This window comes from Streptococcus sp. KHUD_012, assembly GCF_052588255.1.
Map to the genome: position 1 here is coordinate 1,648,451 of NZ_CP159355.1, position 17,333 is coordinate 1,665,783.

Sequence of the window (17,333 nt, forward strand, 5' to 3'; positions counted from 1 at the left end):
TATCATCTCCTTACGTACTCAATTTTGCCATCAACAACTGTGCAAATAGACTGCATACTATTCGCCACCTTATCACTATGAGTTACTATTATAATCGTGATACCTAACTCCTCATTGATCCGCTTCAACAATTCTATTATATTTTGTTCGTTAGCAGCGTCTAAATTACCAGTAGGTTCATCTGCTATCAATATTTCTGGATTATTAATAAGAGCTCTTGCCAAGGCAACTCTTTGTTTTTCACCTCCACTAATCTTATCAATACTCTTGCTTAACATTTCCTTTGAAAGACCTAGAGTGTTACAAATTTCGTTAATGTTATTCTCTCCATTTTCAAAAAAATATCTTGGAAGTAGAATATTCTCTTTCACCGTGAAACCTGAAATCAAATTAAAGTTTTGGAAGACACAGCCAATATTCCTACGCCTTACCTTACTCAAATTTTTCATATCTAAAATGGAACTACCACAGACTAAGATATCCCCCTCATTTAAACTGGTAATCCCTAATATTAATTTAACAAGAGTAGTTTTTCCTAATCCAGAACGGCCAACTATTGCAGTCGTGCTACCTTTTTTAAATTCAAAATTACAATTTTTGAAAATATATCTGACATTCGATCCATCACTAAAACATTTAGTAACATTCACTAATTTAATCATGACTTCACCTTCATTCCACAATAACTTAGCAAATCAGTTATACTATTCGTTTCTTCTAAAACAATCTCTTAAGGTTTCAGGTAGAGCCCATTCAAAAAGTTCTTCTGAACTTACCCTCAGTTATCTTCATAATTGTTATTATCCCTGTCTTTTTTTGGTGAAAAAGGCTAGATCTCCATCGTGACCAATCATAAAGAAATCTGATTCATCCTGATCACTCTGGTAGGTTTAATTTCGTTCAGTAAGATCTTCTTTAGCATAGAGGTAAATACCTGTCTCACCACTGTCCTAACTTAATTGTTCACCTAGGTTTGATCCTCTTTCAGTAAGGAAAAAACAATTACATTTCTTAGCAAGATTTCAACTCTTGCTTTTTCATCCTCCTACTTCAAACTCCAACCACCATCAATGGTAAGGATTTGTCCTTGCATGGCAGATGCCTTCCCGCTAGCCAAAAAGAGGCTGACTTCTGCTACTTCTTCTGGATTAATCCAGCGCTTGATCGGCGTCTCACTGGCTACCCAGTCAGCCAATCCACCTGGTTCAAAATCCGCTGCGGTCATGCCTGTTTTGACAGCCCCAGGAGCAATCCCAAAGACCTGAATACCAGCTTCTGCATAATCCAGGGCCAACTGTTTGGTAAATCCTGCTAAGGCATGCTTGGACGAGGTATAAGCGTGACCGCCGCCTCCTGCCAGGCTAGAAGCAATGGAGCACATATTGATGATGATACCTTGCTTCTTCTCCAACATTTGAGTCAGATAATGCCGCGTCAGCTCCACCGGGGTCACATAGTTGATCTCAAAGATCTCCTGAATCTCCTGAGCGCTTTGCTCCAGAAGCGGTTTGTAATCATCCAAAACTCCGGCTGTATTGCACAAGACTTCTACCTCAGGACACCAATCAAAAATCGGCGTCAAATCAAGAGTTAAGTCCCTCTGTAAGAAGTGAAAATCACCTGCTAACTGAGGATCCGCTCCCTGGTCCACCCCATATACCTGGTAGCCCTTCTCTAGAAAGAGGCGAGCTTGAGCCAGACCAATCCCGGAACTCACGCCTGTAATCAAGACCCGTTTAGTCATGGACTTCCACCCAATCTGTCGCTAAAACATCACAAGGAGTTGGACTCCACATGGAGAAACCTTCACCCTCGCCAGAGACATTGATGAGGAAATAAGGTGTCACTTCCAGAGCCACCCCATTTTGCTCAATGGTATCAAACAATTGGACATAGTTTTCTGCTCCGCCCCAACCGGTTCGCACATATTTTTTCTTAGCCTTTAAGCCTGGTAAAATCTCTTCAAATGTCATGTTTTTCTCCTTTGTTATCTAGTTAACTTTCTCCCTTTATTATATCAAAAAAAGAGCTTTCCCTATACAAAAAGCCAGAGTTCTTCTACTCTAGCTTTCATCTTTTATTGATTTTCTTCTGAATGGCGATACCCATAACCGAAATAAATTCCGATCCCAATCAGGAGAGCAACTCCGAAGGCCAGCCAGGTCGATAGGGAATACTGGGTCATAAAGGACAGGCAGACCACAATTGATAGAATTGGCAAGACTGGAACCAAGGGTGTTTTAAATTCACCAGGTCCAGGAGCCCCGTGTTCCTTGCGCAATTTCAAGAGGGCAAAGGCCAACATAACCAGGTAAGCCAAGGTACAAATATTTAAGAAGGAAGCGATACTGGCTAGTGGAAAGACTCCACCAGCAATAGCAGCCATTGATCCAGCTACTAGTGTTGCATTTTTGGGAATTCTAGTTTTTGGATCGAGTTGTTTCATAGCTTTTGGCAGGAGACCATCCCGCGCCAAACTGTAAATCATCCGTGAGAGGGCAAAGGTCATGGAAATGCAGACGGTAATCAAGGTCAAAATAGCCACTAAGGATACATAATTTCCAGCCCAACCAGCTCCGACCTGACGAAGGGCAAAGGCAACCGCGTCTTCTACATTTAAGTTCTTAAAAGGAACCATACCGGTCAAAACCAGGGTGACCAAGATATAAAGAACGGTTGTGATCAAGAGACTGAGGACAATACCGCGAGGGACGTTCTTTTGTGGTTCCTTGATTTCGTCGACCGCCATGGAAATGGACTCAAAACCAAGAAAGGCAAAGAACATGAGCGAAGCACCAGCCATAATCCCTGTCTGACCACCATAGATTTCGCCAAATCCATACGGAGCAAAGTTTGCCCAGTTGTCAGGATTTAGGTGAAAAATCCCGACAAGAATAAACAAAGCAAGAGCAGAAAACTTGAGTAAGACCAGCAAGGAATTAAAGCGTAAAACCGCTTTTGCATTCATAAGGACTAAGGCTGTGACGAGGACCATAACCAAAATAGGCAAGAGATCCACATAAGTTCCCTTAACTGGATCAAAAGTCCCGTTTAAAGCCGTCGGCAGGCTCCAGCCAAGATTGGCCAACAAGCCCTTGAAATAAGCAGCCCAACCTGAAGCCACCCCTGATACGGCTGTCATAAATTCCATCACGGTCAACCAACCGGCTATCCAGGCTGGAAACTCTCCAAAGATGGCATAGAGATAACTATAGGCTCCACCGGTTGAAGGGATGCGAGACGCAAACTCAGCAAAGAAGAGGGCAGATAAGCCGACGCAAAAAGCCGCAATCACAATCGAAATGATCAAGGCTGGACCAGCTAAATTCGCTGCTGCGGTTCCCGTAATCGTGAAGATCCCCGTCCCCACCATGGCACCAATTCCTAAAATAATCAAATCCCATAAACGTAAATGGCGGTTTAACCCTGGGTGAACCTGTCCCAAAGACTTTTTTCGAAATAAATTCATATCTATTCTCCCATCTAATGAGTTTATTCTATCATACTTGGACAAGAAAGAGAGTGGGACAGAAATCGGTAATTCCTTAGAATTCGATTTCGTCGTCCCACCTCCGCACAGTTGAGTAGGGCATCTTTGGAACTTGAAAAGCGAACAACTACTTAGGAAACTTGCTTAGCAAGTCCTATCTACCACCTCAAAGCAGTGCTTTGAGCACTCAACCACTGCGTCTTGCTCGACAATCCAAAAACAATTGAGAGGCTAGGACTTTAGTCCCAGCCCCCCTTTTCTTTCTATTTATCACTTTCCGTCCTATTCTTTTTCAAAGCACGAATCGTAAACCAATAATAAATAACCAGCCCAAAGACGATGATCACTGTGGGCAGAAGAACTGTCATACCAAGATTCTGAACTCCTTGTGCCAAGGTCCAGCGATGTAAGAATCCAACCCCTAAAAAGGCGACGATAGGAAAGATGAAAGCTCGTCCAAACTCTTCTTTCCATTGCCAAAGAATGAGAGCCCCGCTAGCCCCTGTCATGAGAAGAGTATCCCAAGGACTAGGGACTACAAACCAAGCAAGAGCTGGCAAGAAGCGGACTCCCACTATTTCACCGACAAAATAGAATCCTAGAACTAGAACAAATGCTACATAAATTGCTTTTTTCGTTTTTTCCTCCGCAAAAATGAGACGACGAAGGAGATAGAAGATGATCCCAACAGCTAGGAGTCCCAAAATGATGTCTGTCAAATAGACTAGTGGCTTGAGCACAAGGACTGCTTGAGAAGCAAAATCACTTAAGAGGCGATAAAATATCACAATACCTGAAAAGATAGCCCCATATTTCAAAACAGACCGCGTCGATTCTTTGGGCATATTTTCGATGATTTGGTCTGCCATTCCCTTTGGATCGAGACCAAAATAGTCCTTGGCCGTTAAGCCATCCGCTCCTGCTTGCGAAAAATCTAGCGCTAGATTATAGACCTGCTCTCTTAAGGCTTTCTCCTCATATAAGAAACCTGCAAAATTGAAATAATCCCAGAGATCTTGGAAATAGGCTTGGTCCTCCTGGCTAAAGGTTTGCATCAAGGCCTGCGTTTCTTCAAAATACATTGCTGATTTCATGCTTCTTCCTTCTTTCTTTGGAGACAAAATACAATAAGGGTCAGGACTAGTCCCATGAGAGGAAGGAGCCAGCCTATTAAATGAGCAGTTTCCTGATTCACAAGACGAATCCAGCATCCTGTAACTAGGAAAGTCAGGCCCATGACTAGTAGACTCGACATCAGACGATTCCTGCTTCTAAAAGCCATGACCGTAAACCCAAGTAAGACTAGGACAGCGAGAACAATCGCCCAACCATCTGATAAGAAGAGGCTCCCAATGTGGCCAAAATAGATCGAAAATTGTCGTACGATGTTCAGAAATACCATCAGGCTGATCACACTGATAAACATAGCCCAAGACCACTTCATTTCACCATAGCTCTGTTTAGACCAAAGCCACGTGATGAACTGGCTGAACACCAAGAAATTGAGGAGAATGACAACATAGGTCAAGGGTTCGATTTTTAGTGGCGTCATCCAGGTAAAATCCATTAAATAACGCATGCCAACCAAGATCACTCCAAGTAGGAAAACGAGTCCCACATAAGATCCTAAAGAGCGTTTAGGCAAGTCTGAAAGAACTTGATCCACCATCGCCCGTGGATCCTTTCCAAAATAATCCACCGCCCGAATGCCTTCTTTTTCAGCAACTTTCAGGTCGCAAACCATATTGTAGAGTTGTTCACCGAGTGCTTCATCATCATAAAAATAGGATTTGGCCCCAATATAGGCCACCATTTTTTTCACATAGACTTGATCCTCTTTGTTTAGATGAATCAATTCATCTGACATTTTTCCGGTATAACTTTCTACCATTCTTCTCCCTCCTTCTTGATACGTTCTACTTTTGTGACTAGCTCCTGCCACTGGTCCCAAAATTCCTCTAAGCGCTCTCTTCCAGCATCACTGAGTGAAAAATACTTGCGATCGGGACCATCTGGAGACGGCCTCATTTCCCCATGAATAACCCCTTGTTTTTCTAATTTTTGAAGTAGGGGATAAATGGTCCCAGCGACAATCTTATCAAATCCCATCTCTTTGAGACTTTGAATCAATTCGTAGCCATAAATGGCCTTTTTGGAAATAATCTCCAGCACACAGCCCTCCAAGACTCCCTTTATTAATTGGGACTCTTTCATCCTTCTCACCTCTTTCTTCACATATTCACTAGTTTGTTTTACATACTAGTTTATTCACTATCAGTATACTCTTTCTCAACTAGTATGTAAAGCAAAATAGTAACTTTTTAAAAAAAATTTTATTCCTTAAAAATCCTTTAAAATCAAGGCTTTCACTGTATACTGGTGTGTAAATATACAAAAAAAGTTCAAAAAACACTTTATTTTATAGATTGATTGGAGTATAATAATTAAAATTATTCAAAAGGAGACACGAATATGAAAAAATCGAAGCTTGCTCTTTTAGCAGGTGTTGCCGCTGCTTCAACGCTTTTCCTTGCTGCATGTGGCTCATCTTCTAATGGGTCAAAGGGAACAACCTACAACTACGTGTATGGTACAGACCCTGATTCCTTGAACTATTTGACTTCAAATCGTTCAACTACAAGCGACATTACTACCAACTTGGTCGATGGTTTGTTTGAAAACGACCAATACGGTAACCTAGTGCCTGCTCTTGCTGAGGACTGGTCTGTTTCAAAAGACGGTCTGACTTATACCTACAAGCTTCGAAAAGACGCGAAGTGGTATGATTCAGAAGGAAATGAATACGCTGACGTCACTGCAAAAGATTTCGTGACATCTCTGAAATATGTAGCCGATAAAAAATCTGATGCACTTTACTTGGTTCAAAACTCAGTCAAAGGTTTGGATGACTATGTAAATGGGAAAACCAAAGACTTCTCAACCGTTGGGGTAAAAGCTGTTGATGATCACACTCTTCAATATACTTTGAACCAACCAGAATCTTTCTGGAATTCTAAATTGACGACTGCTACCATGATGCCAGTTAATGAAAAATTCTTGGAATCAGCTGGGAAAGACTTTGGTAGCGTGAAACCAAATGGGATCCTCTACAACGGGGCCTACATTTTGAAGTCCTTCACTTCAAAATCACAAATCGAGTTGGAAAAGAACCCTGAATACTACGACAAGAAAAATATTCACATCGATACCGTTAAATTAACTTACTTCGATGGATCCGACCAAGACTACCTTGCTCGTAACTTCTCAGATGGGAACCTATCTACTGCTCGTCTCTTCCCAACAAGCTCAACTTACAGTACGATTGAGAAGAAATTCAAGGATAACATCGTTTATACACCTCAAGATTCTACTGTTTACTACGCTTACTTCAACGTTAACCGTCAAAACTACGGTCATACGAAGAAGACGTCTGATGAGCAAAAGAACAGTACTAAGACAGCTCTTCAAAACAAGAACTTCCGTCAAGCCTTGAACTTTGCTTTAGACAGAACTTCCTACAGCGCTCAAGTTAACGGGAAAGACGGAGCATCAAAAACTCTTCGTACCCTTCTAGTTCCACCAACATTTGTGCAAGCCAACGGAAAAGACTTCGGTACGCTCGTTGAAGAAAAACTTGCCGCAACAGGAGATGAGTGGAAAGGTGTGAGCTTTGCTGATGCTCAAGATAGCTTGCATAATGCGGATAAAGCCAAAGCGGAACTTGCAAAAGCAAAATCTGAATTGCAATCACAAGGTGTTCAATTCCCAATCCATATCGACTATGTCGTAGACCAATCTTCTAATGCTCTTGTCCAACAAGCAGACTCTATGAAGAGTTCTATTGAAACAGCTCTTGGTAAAGACAATGTCGTGATCGATGTACAAAAATTGTCTACAGACGATGCAGACAACGCTACTTACTTCGCCCAATCACCAGATCAAAAAGACTTTGACATGGATATCACTGGTTGGGGACCTGACTTCCAAGACCCATCTACTTACTTGGATATCTTGAACCCAACAGATGGTTCAACCTTGACTGGTATGGGACTTGATCCTAAGAAAGACCAAGCTCTCATCGAAAAAATTGGTTTGAACCAATACAAAGAATTGTTGGATGCTGCCAATGCTGAAAAATTGGATACCAATGCACGTTATGAAAAATACGCTGCTGCCCAAGCTTGGTTGACAGAAAACGCCATTGTTCTTCCAATCTACTCTAAGGGTGGAGTTCCATCTATCACGAAGGTGACGCCATTCTCAGCAGCAAATTCTGCAATTGGTATTAAAGGTGAAACAAGCTTCTTCAAATACCAGAAAGTGCAAGACAAGACAGTCACAACGGCTGACTACGAAAAAGCTTATAAGAATTGGTTGAAAGAAAAAGAAGAATCAAACAAAAAAGCGCAAGAAGAACTTGCAAAACACGTGAAATAATCACGATAAAAACACCGAGGTTGAACCTCGGTGTTTTTGATTAAGGAAAAACCTATCCTTGAAACTTTCCTTAGGTGAGTACGGACGTTAGCGAACTTCTCCGAAGTTTCAAAACTTAGTTTTGAACCTAAAGTTTCAAAACTCCCGAGAGGCTGGGACAAAAGTCCTAGCCTCTCAATTATTTTTGGATTGTCGAGCAAGACGCAGTGGTTGAGTGGGCTCTACTACGCTGATTTCATCAGCTTTTACAGCCCTACTCAACTGTGCGGAGGTGGGACGACGAAATCGAATTCTAACGAATTACCGATTTCTGTCCCACTCTCTTTCTCACGGAGGAAAGTTTCAGTATTTGTTTAAATAAGCTTTAAAACATACATTATTATAATTCTTTCCGCAACACTTAGCTTGTTCTATGAAAAAAACAGTTTGTCTACTTATCGGCTTTTTCATTTCCCAATCTTTTATAGACTCGAACGCTATCTCACGACAATCTTTCGATAACTTCTAGAAGTCAGAAGAAAGACGAGGATATAAGAGATGAAAAAGACAGCGCAGATGGCTAAGGTTGTTTGAAGGACCAAGCCCGCATTGTTCGCTCCTAAGAGAGCAACGATTTTTGCAATCATCTTATAGGCCACTCCTAGGTAGAGGAAGGAGAAGAATAATGGAAGGAAAAAGACGGTGAGAATCTGTTTGCGTATGGTGGTGCCGGTTTGCTTTTGGTCCAATCCTACTTGTTGCAAGATCACAAAATTTTCCCGGTCCTCATAGCCTTCTGAAATCTGTTTGTAGTAAATCACGAGAACCGTAGCCAATAGAAAGATCACAGATAGGAAAACACCAATAAAGAGGATTGTCCCTGCTGATTCACGCCACTCCTTCTCCATGCTGTATCGATCAACCCCACCAAACAAAGTCCCACCATATTGACTCATTTTGTCTGTCGAATAAAGCTCTTTGGCCATTCCAGCTATAAAATCTTGGTTTTCTTTATTTTTAGCACTAATAGAGAATTCCAAATTTTTATCAATTTTTAATCCCAGTTGGTTCAAGTCAGGGAGGACAAGATACAAGCCCATTTGGTGTTGAAACAGGTCGGCTTGAGGGAGTTTCCCTTGGATAAAATTGGAGTCTAGTTTTTGCTTAATCGCGAAGCTCTTTCCATTGATTTCTAATTGCGAGTCTAGTCTTCCAGGATACTGATACCCATAGGCTAGGATTTCATTTTCCCCAAGCTCAACTTTTTGACCCGTCAGTTGCTCATAAGTTGCCTGATCAAAAAAGTAGACTACTCCTTCTGTCTTCAATTCCTGACCAGTTTCTTGATCGGACTGGTCATAAACCTCTAAGACCTTTCCATCAATCTTTCGAATTTCAGCCGACCAGTATGTTGTCTGATTCACTTGATAATCTGATAGATGTGTCGCATCGGCCACTTTCTTAATTTGTGCTTGAACCTCCTCAATAACCGGTTCTGTTTCAGCTTCTGAAGTCATATGCCCCACACTAATATTGTAGTCCGAAGGGTACATAGTATCTAGGTAATTCTGCCCTCCAATAAAGAGATTCAGCGACCCTGTTAAGGTGACCAAGACCATGGTGGAAAGAATACTAATGGTCGCAAGGCCCGCTGCATTTTTTCGCATCCGTGCTATTAAGTTGGAGACGGATATAAAATTCTCTGGCTTGTAATAGTAGGATTTCCGACCTTTGAGAAATCTTAAAAAGGTAATGGTGCCTGCGTTGAATAAGAGATAAGTCGCAAGAATGACCAAGATAACGGCAATAAAGAATCTTTGGACAGCCGCAACTGGACGCTCTGCGGTTAGCGCTAAATAGAAAGCAATTCCTAAGAGTCCTAGTCCTAAAAGAGTTTGGACCAGCAAGAAGCGTCCTTTCTTCTCTCCTGCCTTTTTCTGTTGCATGAGGTGGAGGGAACTGTAGCGCAAGAGACGGAAAGAATTTAACAAGAGAATGAGGGCAAAAGCTAAGGCTAGCCCAAATAAAGTGTTAAGAACAGCCCCTATCTGGAAGGTCGATTGAATGACGACTGGAAGCCCCATACATTTTAAGAGGAGGGCAAAAATCAAGGGATCAAACAAGAGCCCCAAGCCCAGTCCTACTCCAACTGTGAGGATATAGAAGATAAGCAATTCCCATAAAGTCATGACGAGGAGATGCTTCTTCTCCATCCCCAAAACACTGTATAATCCCAATTCTTTGGAACGATTTTTCATAACATAGCCATTGGCATAAGCCACTAAAATGACGACGACCAGCTGGACGACGAAACAACCAAAACCAAGGACAGCTCTTGCCGTTCGTCCTCCGTAAGAAGCTTCTAAATGAGGGGTCGTTGCCAGGGCGATAAAGCTATAGAGGATCATAGTCGTTAAAATGATAGCTATAGCAAAAGGGTAATAGAGCTTACGATTTTGTTTGAGGTTGGAAAGAGCTAATTTACTTGTTAATTTAAACATCACGATCCTCCTTACTCGCCATGACCGTCAAGGTATCCGAGATTTCTTGGAACATCTGACGTTCTGTTTTTTCCCCGCGGAAGATCTGGTTGTAGAGAATTCCGTCTTTGATAAAGAGCACGCGCTTGGCCCGAGCAGCCGCTGCAGTTGAGTGGGTCACCATGAGGATGGTTTGCCCCATTGTATTAATATCTTCAAAGACATCCAGCAAAGCAGCCGAAGACTTGGAATCCAGCGCCCCTGTTGGCTCATCCGCCAGGAGGATTTCTGGCGAGGTGATGATGGCCCGTGCTACGGCCACCCGTTGCTTTTGCCCACCAGAGATTTCGTAAGGGTATTTTTCTAAGAGCTGGTGAATGCCCAACTCCCGACTGACGCTATCGACCTTGCTCATCATTTCCTTGACCGGTCTGCGAGAGAGGACGAGAGGCAGGAGGATATTGTCCTTGACAGACAAGGTATCGAGCAGGTTGAAATCTTGAAAGACGAAGCCTAGTTTTTCGCGACGGAAGCTCGACGCGTCCTTGTTCTTGATGGTCGAGGTGTCTATGCTATTTAGGCAAACCCGCCCTTCAGTCGGCTGATCCAGCATGGCTAGGATATTGAGGAGGGTGGATTTCCCAGATCCTGATTCCCCCATGATAGCGACGTACTCACCTTTTTCCACGGTAAAATGGATATCCTTTAAGGCTTCGACCTGCGTTCCTTGAAAGCGGGTTTTGTAAATTTTTTTGATATGTTGAACGTCTAGTAGGGTCATGGTCTGTTCCTTTCTAGCTCGAAAAAGCTTCAATTGTTTTTTACAAATCAATTGTACTAAAATAAGAACGCTTTCACCATAACATAACCTTACATTTTACCCTTTATTTCTTACATTTTTGTAAGAAAACAAAAATAGGCTAGGACAAAAGTCCTAGCCTATTAATTGTTTTTGGATTGTCGAGCAAGACGCAGTGGTTGAGTGGTCTCTACTACGCTGATTTCATCAGCTTTTACAGCCCTACTCAACTGTGCGGAGGTGGGACGACGAAATCGAATTCTAACGAATTACCTATTTCTGTCCTACTCTCATTTTCATTTATGAATTATTCAGCTGATGAAGAGAGCAATGGTGCAATTGATTGATAAGCACCTTCAAGAGCTTTTTGGGCAATATCGCGAGCACTCTTTATTTGTTGTGCAAATTGAGCACGAGGTTGCTCAGGCACAACTGTATCATCAGAACCAAGGGATGAAAGTGACTCGTTAAAAGCTTTTCTTGCAGTTTCCATAGATTGGATACCTGCATCTACTTGCTTATTATAGGCCTCTTTACCAGAAGCTGGAATCTTATCACCAATTTCTTTGAGATATTTTGTGTAGTTATCGATCATTTTTCCATAAATGGTTTTCATATCACCAAGTGTTTTGGCGTTATCGATTTCATCATCAGTCAACAAGACAATTTCTGGAATATCAACAGAAGAGGTTGCTGATTTAGATGAACTGCTTGATTTGCTTTCTGAAGTAGATGATTTTTCTACTTTGCTAGAAGAAGCTTTTGAATCCTTGCTTGATGATTCTGAAGCAGTTTTACCAGAACAAGCTGCTAACGTTGCAACCGACAAGAGAGCCACACCGGCTGTAAGAAGTTTTTTCATATTTTTTCTCCTATAAATAAAGAATGAATATATTTTAAATGATTTTCCTTTAATTGTCAAACATTTTCTGTTTTCAAATACTTATGCACCGCTAATTATCACTAGTTCTTAACATATTTTATATCCTAAAAATTATTTCTTTTATTGTATTTTTATTCATTCTTTGGATAAACAAAACCAGAAAAACAGTCCTTTTCTGGTTTATTCTTCTTTTTATTGATGAAGCAACTGTGTAAATTCTTCTTGAAGTTCCTTGTTGTCCGTTGGTTTTAGATACATCTTTCCACCATTAGTCGTTGGAGAATGAAAGACAATGCCTTCTCCTGTATCTGTAATGGCAAAGAAATAACTATGCACATCTGGATACTTGTCCCAATTGCTATAGCGTTCCACGATGCGGTATTTTGCATTTCCCTGACCAGTATCTGTATAAATGGCATCCATCTTGCTATTTTCCCCTAGAGTATAGAGGTTGTCTGGTCCTACATCACCGCCAGCGATGCCTTTTTGATAGTTGGGTTGGCCCATCTTTTCTCCCCAGGTCTTCATAAATTCTGCTAATTTTGCTGATTTTTCAGCGTTCCAAGGCGTTTTTTCCTGGCTTTGGCTATTTCCCGCTGATGGTGCGCTGTCAAAAGTTTGCCAGTCAAAAGCCTTGAGATCCAGTTTATTCTCATCCGATTTTCCAAAGAGGCTATTCAGATCTGAACCAGGTACTTGGACTTCTTCTTCCTGGACTTTGGTCGCAGCTTGAGGCGTCTTTTCTATCCGTGAGAGCACAGCTACCCCACGGCCAGTTCCTGACATCCAGCTGACTTCTAAGACTTCTCCTCCCTGATAGAGGGTCGTCGCATTGCGCGCTCCACCGTGTCCAGCGACGAAACCTTCAGCTAGCAGGGTCGGTTTTTGGTTCTTGAGGTAATAAACTCCTGTCACAAAGTAGCTTCCATAGGTCTGCTGATTGGCGATGATCATCTCATCTACCCCATCGTTATTTAAGTCCTTAAAGGCATAGCGAACGGCATCTGGCTGATTGATCACGGTCTCGATCACCCAGCTATTGATCATCCGATCTTCTTTGGCTAATGCATCATTCAATTTGGAAATAGCATCTAAATCTTTTGAAGTGGCAAAAATCTTTTGGTAGTCTGAAAAAACAGACTGGTATAATTGTTTGTTATCTGCTTTTTTCGCTTGTTTCTTTGCTGAGGTCTGGCTTGTTGCAGCCTCTTTTTTGGGACTGGACTGGCGTTGGTATCTTTGGTAACATCCTGTTAACATGACCATACTCGAAGCCACTATTCCTAACTGCACCCATTGTTTTCTTTTCATCTTATTTCCTATAGTCTCCCTTATTTTCATACTAAACTTTATTATACTAAAAAAAAGGTGAGGAAGGAATCCCTTCTTCACACTTAGTTTATTTTATTCGGTTTGGCACGACTATCCGTTTGACTTTCAATATGCTCTTTCACCAAGGCAACTACCTCATCATTGGTCGGAAGATCCGAGTGCTGGGCATCTTCCCCCGTCACCGTAATCTCCGTATAGCTAGCTGCTTGGTTTTGGTAGATATATTTCCCAGCAGAAACACTGGCATCTGGGACCAACTCATCTGAATCATAGGTGATGGTCCCTGCTACTGAATACATATGAAGGGTTGTGGGGATAGCTTCTTTTCCCTTGATAAAGTCAGCCAACATCTCAGATTTATTTTTGATATTGGTCTCCGTGAAATTGTAGGGAGTTCCGATGGTCATGAGGGTCTTGAGATCCACATCATAATCCCCCAGGTAATTTTCAATAAAGGCTGTATAAATCAAGCCACCGTTGGAATGACCCAAGCCCTTAAAATTATTAAAATTGTATTTGGCTTGAAGGGCTTCAAAGGCTTGATTGAATAGTTTAGCCTGCTTTTTAATGTTGCTATAGCCATCTTTGTTGTTTTCAAAACCAACCACAATTACCGGCTCATTGTCCTTGGCATCAATACTACCACTATAGGTGATATGCCCATCATTCCAAACCTTAAGCTTAAGTAGACTGTGTTTGGTTCCTTGGCGGCCTTGGTTGAGCTTGGTTACCAAGCTATCGAAGCGGTTCTCTGTTGCTGAGCTTCCCGGGATCATGATGATGGGAGACAATTTTGAATTATAAAATTTCTCGATTTTTGAAACATTGGTCCGAGTCCAGCTATAAGAAGGAATGGCTAAAGCGATTAAGAAAAGACTAACCAAAGTGAGGACGATCGCTGTTTTTTTAGATTGTTTCATCGCTTTCTCCTTTCACTTTTAGATCTTTTCGGATACGATTTCCCATGCGGACAAATGGTAGATAAAGGAGCACATCGACGGCAAAACAAAGTATACTGACAGCTAAGGCTCTCAGACTTCCTCCGGTTCCAATAAAAGCATAAAGAAGGCTAGGTGTCCCATCTGGCACGGGATAGACGGCTGCTGGCATCAGTTTGAAGCACAAAGCTAGAGCTGCTATCGCCATATTCACCAAAGGGATCAATAAAAAGGGAATCACATATAGGAGGTTGAGAAGGACCGGTATCCCTACCATGAAAGAAGCCCCATTGTTAAAGAGACTTGGAAACAGACTGAGAAGACTGACTTTCTTGTCCTTTTGACTTCGTGAAACCAATAAGATTGCAACCAAAAGCGCTAGGACAGCGCCGACACCAGCCACCAGACCAAAACTGCGGTACAAATTGGTCAAGGTATAGAGATGAGGAATGCCTGTCGTTGAATGATGGGTCACAGCGTAGGTCAGATTTTCCAAGGCAAAGCTATCATCCGCAATTGAGTTCAAGGCAAAGACTTGACTATTACCAAACCAAGCAGATATGCTACTGAAAAGACCCATGACAAAGGTGGACAGGAGATGATGACTGCTTACCGTTAGAGAAGCCAAGAACTGTCGGATAGTTTGAAAAATATTAAATTGATTTCCAAGAACCAAAAGAAGATTGAGGCTGACCCCTAGAACTAAGGACAAGAAAATGGGACGCACCGTCTTGGGTTGATAGATGAAATCCTTGTCCACAATCTGGTCGTCACTGGCCTTGGATAGACGAAAGATCTGCCCAATTAGATAGCCTAAAAAAATCGCTAAGACGATATTGGTCGTCGCGGGTAAGTTGATACGCGTCAGTTGCCCGTCATGGAGCGGTCCCACCAACAATTCCTGAGACCCTACAATCAAGCTGACCAAAAGAGCGGTGACACCTGCTGTCCCTGTACTTCTACCATAGTGCCCAGCTGTATATTTTCCAGCGAAATAAGTCGCTAAAGGTCCTGCTAGACCTCCTAAAAAATTGGAAAAATTAATGAGGACTTGACTAATGGCCTGATCCCACGGCAACCAGCTATCCATCGAAAAGAGCTGATGGATATAGCCTCGATCGGAGAAGACCGATAGAGCGATCACCCGAATGATTCCTGAAAATAGAAAAAAAGGAAATAAGGAAACAAGGGTTTTCTGGGAAATTTGAATCAAACTTTTTTCTCGTAACCAGAAAAACTTCTGGACTAAATACTTGGTCATGGGGCCTCCTGTTCGAGTTGATTGACTTCTTTACGTTTACTGTTTTCTTCTTATTATACCATACTGGCGAGCCTTTCCTTTCGTTTGGAGAAGCATCGTCTTTTGAGAATGCTGTTAATATTTTCAAAACTTTTCAAAAACTCTTTGACAGGGGTCTTCATTTCCTCTATACTATTTGTTAGCTAACAAAACGATGGATCAGGTTACCGTTGGTCGTGCTATGCTCCTAGCGATTGGAGCTGACGGAAAATCAGATCGTAACCATGATTTTTATACCATAGTCCATATCTTTAGGAAGATTTAGGAGGAATCAGACACCGATGTCACAAGAAAAAATTTCAGCCAAGGTCTTATTTGCAATCTTTGCAACAGGGATCCTTTCCTTTTGCGGGGTGGCTGGAGAAACTGCCATGAATATCACCTTCCCAATATTGATGAAGGAATTTGAGATCAATACCGCAACCGTCCAGTGGGTCACCACCATCTATCTTCTAGTCGTTGCCTGTGTAGTCCCCTTATCTGCCTACCTTAAGCGCTCTTTTAAAATGAAGTCCATCTTTTTAGTTGGAAATCTCCTATCTGTTTTAGGTGTTCTCATTGACTTCCTAGCTCCAAGTTTTGGCTTTGTGGTCTTGGGTCGATTGGTCCAAGGAATGGGGGTTGGTTTTGCCCTTCCTCTGATGTTTAATATCATTTTAGAGCAGGTCCCAAAACGCAAGATCGGTCTCATGATGGGAGTGGGGACCCTGATTACAGCTATCGCTCCCGCCATTGGTCCTACTGTCGGTGGTCTCTTGACAGCTAACTTCGGCTGGCGCTCCATCTTTTTGGTTCAATTCCCGATCCTTCTAGCTTCGCTAGTTGCAGGACTTCGCTCCATTGAGCAAATCAGTAAAGTCAAACGAGAAACCCTTGATATCATGAGCCTTCTCGCCATTATTGCATCATTTTTAGGCTTGATTCTAGGCATTCACGGTCTCTCTGACCATGCTTTCTTTAGTTTTTCTGTCCTTGGTTGGCTGGTGATTGGGTTCTTGGGACTCGTTCTCTTAGTCTGGCGGTCCAATCAGTTGGAGAATCCCATTATCAACCTTGCCATCTTAAAGAACCATCTCCTCACTGGCCATGTTCTTGCCTTTTTCACTTTCCAATTAGGTTCTCTGGCCATGAGTTTCCTCTTGCCCAATTATATCCAGTTGGTCAACCACTCTAACACCACACTTGCAGCTTTGATGCTGCTTCCAGGAGCCATCATCGGAGCTGGCTTTGCTCCTTTCTCCGGTCTCATTCTAGATAAACTAGGCGCCCGCAGACCAATTCTCCTTGGAGCTGTTTTGATCCTTCTGGCTCATTTCTTCTTCACACTCTTTGGCTTGAAGTTATCAAATGTCTTGATTCTTGTCTTTTACATGATCTTCATGACCGGTATGGGGCTTGCCTTTGGCAATATCATGACCAACGGACAAAAACAACTCTCTCTGGAAGAGCAACCTGATGCGAACGCGATTTTTAACACCTTGCAACAATTTGCAGGCGCTGTCGGAACAACCCTAGCTTCGCTGATCGTTGCCATGAGCCAAGCTAATCAAAAGATGGACTTCACCCAAGCCACTGCTAAAGGAAGCCGCAACGGTTTTATGGTCTTATTTGCCTTAGGCATCTTCCAACTGCTTCTCTTATTTTGGGTTGTGGGGAAAGAACAAGATACGAATTAATTTTTCTCATCAGAAAACA

At 42.2% G+C, this 17,333-nt stretch carries 15 protein-coding genes; 2 read left to right on the top strand and 13 right to left on the bottom strand.

Translation table 11 applies throughout. The features are described 5' to 3' along the window. Positions 1-2: 2 nt before the first annotated feature. From ABVF55_RS07950 to ABVF55_RS07980, 7 genes are all read right to left on the bottom strand, one after another. The gene (locus ABVF55_RS07950) at positions 3-662 is read right to left on the bottom strand and encodes an ABC transporter ATP-binding protein (RefSeq protein ID WP_024055043.1); all 660 of its coding nucleotides are present in this window, start codon (positions 660-662) and stop codon (positions 3-5) included. Between the two features lie 383 nt (positions 663-1,045). Next, complete coding sequence (locus tag ABVF55_RS07955; RefSeq protein ID WP_049474267.1) at positions 1,046-1,744, bottom strand: 3-oxoacyl-ACP reductase; 699 nt, start codon at positions 1,742-1,744, stop codon at positions 1,046-1,048. After that, the gene (locus ABVF55_RS07960) at positions 1,737-1,973 is read right to left on the bottom strand and encodes a DUF2829 domain-containing protein (protein ID WP_000141913.1); all 237 of its coding nucleotides are present in this window, start codon (positions 1,971-1,973) and stop codon (positions 1,737-1,739) included. The genes ABVF55_RS07955 and ABVF55_RS07960 overlap by 8 nt, the downstream gene beginning before the upstream one ends. 104 nt (positions 1,974-2,077) lie before the next feature. After that, the gene (locus tag ABVF55_RS07965; RefSeq protein WP_445285186.1) at positions 2,078-3,469 is read right to left on the bottom strand and encodes an APC family permease; all 1,392 of its coding nucleotides are present in this window, start codon (positions 3,467-3,469) and stop codon (positions 2,078-2,080) included. Positions 3,470-3,753: 284 nt separating this feature from the next. After that, the gene (locus ABVF55_RS07970; RefSeq protein WP_320909357.1) at positions 3,754-4,584 is read right to left on the bottom strand and encodes a hypothetical protein; all 831 of its coding nucleotides are present in this window, start codon (positions 4,582-4,584) and stop codon (positions 3,754-3,756) included. Then, complete coding sequence (locus ABVF55_RS07975) at positions 4,581-5,381, bottom strand: hypothetical protein (protein ID WP_445285187.1); 801 nt, start codon at positions 5,379-5,381, stop codon at positions 4,581-4,583. Before ABVF55_RS07975 ends, ABVF55_RS07970 begins: the two co-directional genes overlap by 4 nt. Beyond that, positions 5,375-5,704: a PadR family transcriptional regulator gene (locus tag ABVF55_RS07980; RefSeq protein ID WP_445285188.1), complete on the bottom strand. Its 330-nt coding sequence runs from the start codon at positions 5,702-5,704 to the stop codon at positions 5,375-5,377. Before ABVF55_RS07980 ends, ABVF55_RS07975 begins: the two co-directional genes overlap by 7 nt. Positions 5,705-5,962: 258 nt before the next feature. Here ABVF55_RS07980 and ABVF55_RS07985 point away from each other — a divergent pair, with 258 nt between their 5' ends. Continuing rightward, positions 5,963-7,927 carry a peptide ABC transporter substrate-binding protein gene (locus ABVF55_RS07985; protein WP_445285189.1) on the top strand — a complete coding sequence of 655 codons (1,965 nt, stop codon included), beginning with the start codon at positions 5,963-5,965 and terminating at the stop codon, positions 7,925-7,927. 476 nt (positions 7,928-8,403) lie between these two features. On the opposite strand, the gene ABVF55_RS07990 is transcribed toward ABVF55_RS07985, so the two are convergent. The 6 genes from ABVF55_RS07990 to ABVF55_RS08015 form a co-directional block, all read right to left on the bottom strand. Continuing rightward, a complete protein-coding gene (locus tag ABVF55_RS07990) occupies positions 8,404-10,407 on the bottom strand; it encodes an FtsX-like permease family protein (protein ID WP_320909359.1) in 2,004 nt (667 codons plus the stop codon). Then, positions 10,400-11,167, bottom strand: coding sequence for an ABC transporter ATP-binding protein (locus tag ABVF55_RS07995; protein WP_445285190.1), 768 nt, complete (start codon positions 11,165-11,167; stop codon positions 10,400-10,402). Before ABVF55_RS07995 ends, ABVF55_RS07990 begins: the two co-directional genes overlap by 8 nt. A gap of 325 nt (positions 11,168-11,492) precedes the next feature. After that, positions 11,493-12,047, bottom strand: a complete 555-nt coding sequence (locus ABVF55_RS08000) for a hypothetical protein (protein WP_320909361.1) — start codon at positions 12,045-12,047, stop codon at positions 11,493-11,495. Positions 12,048-12,260: 213 nt separating this feature from the next. After that, a complete protein-coding gene (locus ABVF55_RS08005; protein WP_445285191.1) occupies positions 12,261-13,379 on the bottom strand; it encodes a DUF4767 domain-containing protein in 1,119 nt (372 codons plus the stop codon). 83 nt (positions 13,380-13,462) lie between these two features. Further along, entirely contained in the window at positions 13,463-14,320 is an 858-nt protein-coding gene (locus tag ABVF55_RS08010; RefSeq protein WP_320909363.1) for an alpha/beta hydrolase, read from the bottom strand. Continuing rightward, complete coding sequence (locus ABVF55_RS08015) at positions 14,307-15,599, bottom strand: PTS transporter subunit EIIC (protein ID WP_320909364.1); 1,293 nt, start codon at positions 15,597-15,599, stop codon at positions 14,307-14,309. Before ABVF55_RS08015 ends, ABVF55_RS08010 begins: the two co-directional genes overlap by 14 nt. A 320-nt stretch (positions 15,600-15,919) precedes the next feature. Here ABVF55_RS08015 and ABVF55_RS08020 point away from each other — a divergent pair, with 320 nt between their 5' ends. Then, a complete protein-coding gene (locus ABVF55_RS08020) occupies positions 15,920-17,314 on the top strand; it encodes an MFS transporter (protein ID WP_320909365.1) in 1,395 nt (464 codons plus the stop codon). Positions 17,315-17,333 lie beyond the last annotated feature (19 nt).

Coding starts and splice junctions, on each gene's coding strand:
- ABVF55_RS07950 (WP_024055043.1), bottom strand. CDS start 662: ATGATTAAATTAGTGAATGTTACTAAATGTTTTAGTGATGGATCGAAT.
- ABVF55_RS07955 (WP_049474267.1), bottom strand. CDS start 1,744: ATGACTAAACGGGTCTTGATTACAGGCGTGAGTTCCGGGATTGGTCTG.
- ABVF55_RS07960 (WP_000141913.1), bottom strand. CDS start 1,973: ATGACATTTGAAGAGATTTTACCAGGCTTAAAGGCTAAGAAAAAATAT.
- ABVF55_RS07965 (WP_445285186.1), bottom strand. CDS start 3,469: ATGAATTTATTTCGAAAAAAGTCTTTGGGACAGGTTCACCCAGGGTTA.
- ABVF55_RS07970 (WP_320909357.1), bottom strand. CDS start 4,584: ATGAAATCAGCAATGTATTTTGAAGAAACGCAGGCCTTGATGCAAACC.
- ABVF55_RS07975 (WP_445285187.1), bottom strand. CDS start 5,381: ATGGTAGAAAGTTATACCGGAAAAATGTCAGATGAATTGATTCATCTA.
- ABVF55_RS07980 (WP_445285188.1), bottom strand. CDS start 5,704: ATGAAAGAGTCCCAATTAATAAAGGGAGTCTTGGAGGGCTGTGTGCTG.
- ABVF55_RS07985 (WP_445285189.1), top strand. CDS start 5,963: ATGAAAAAATCGAAGCTTGCTCTTTTAGCAGGTGTTGCCGCTGCTTCA.
- ABVF55_RS07990 (WP_320909359.1), bottom strand. CDS start 10,407: ATGTTTAAATTAACAAGTAAATTAGCTCTTTCCAACCTCAAACAAAAT.
- ABVF55_RS07995 (WP_445285190.1), bottom strand. CDS start 11,167: ATGACCCTACTAGACGTTCAACATATCAAAAAAATTTACAAAACCCGC.
- ABVF55_RS08000 (WP_320909361.1), bottom strand. CDS start 12,047: ATGAAAAAACTTCTTACAGCCGGTGTGGCTCTCTTGTCGGTTGCAACG.
- ABVF55_RS08005 (WP_445285191.1), bottom strand. CDS start 13,379: ATGAAAAGAAAACAATGGGTGCAGTTAGGAATAGTGGCTTCGAGTATG.
- ABVF55_RS08010 (WP_320909363.1), bottom strand. CDS start 14,320: ATGAAACAATCTAAAAAAACAGCGATCGTCCTCACTTTGGTTAGTCTT.
- ABVF55_RS08015 (WP_320909364.1), bottom strand. CDS start 15,599: ATGACCAAGTATTTAGTCCAGAAGTTTTTCTGGTTACGAGAAAAAAGT.
- ABVF55_RS08020 (WP_320909365.1), top strand. CDS start 15,920: ATGTCACAAGAAAAAATTTCAGCCAAGGTCTTATTTGCAATCTTTGCA.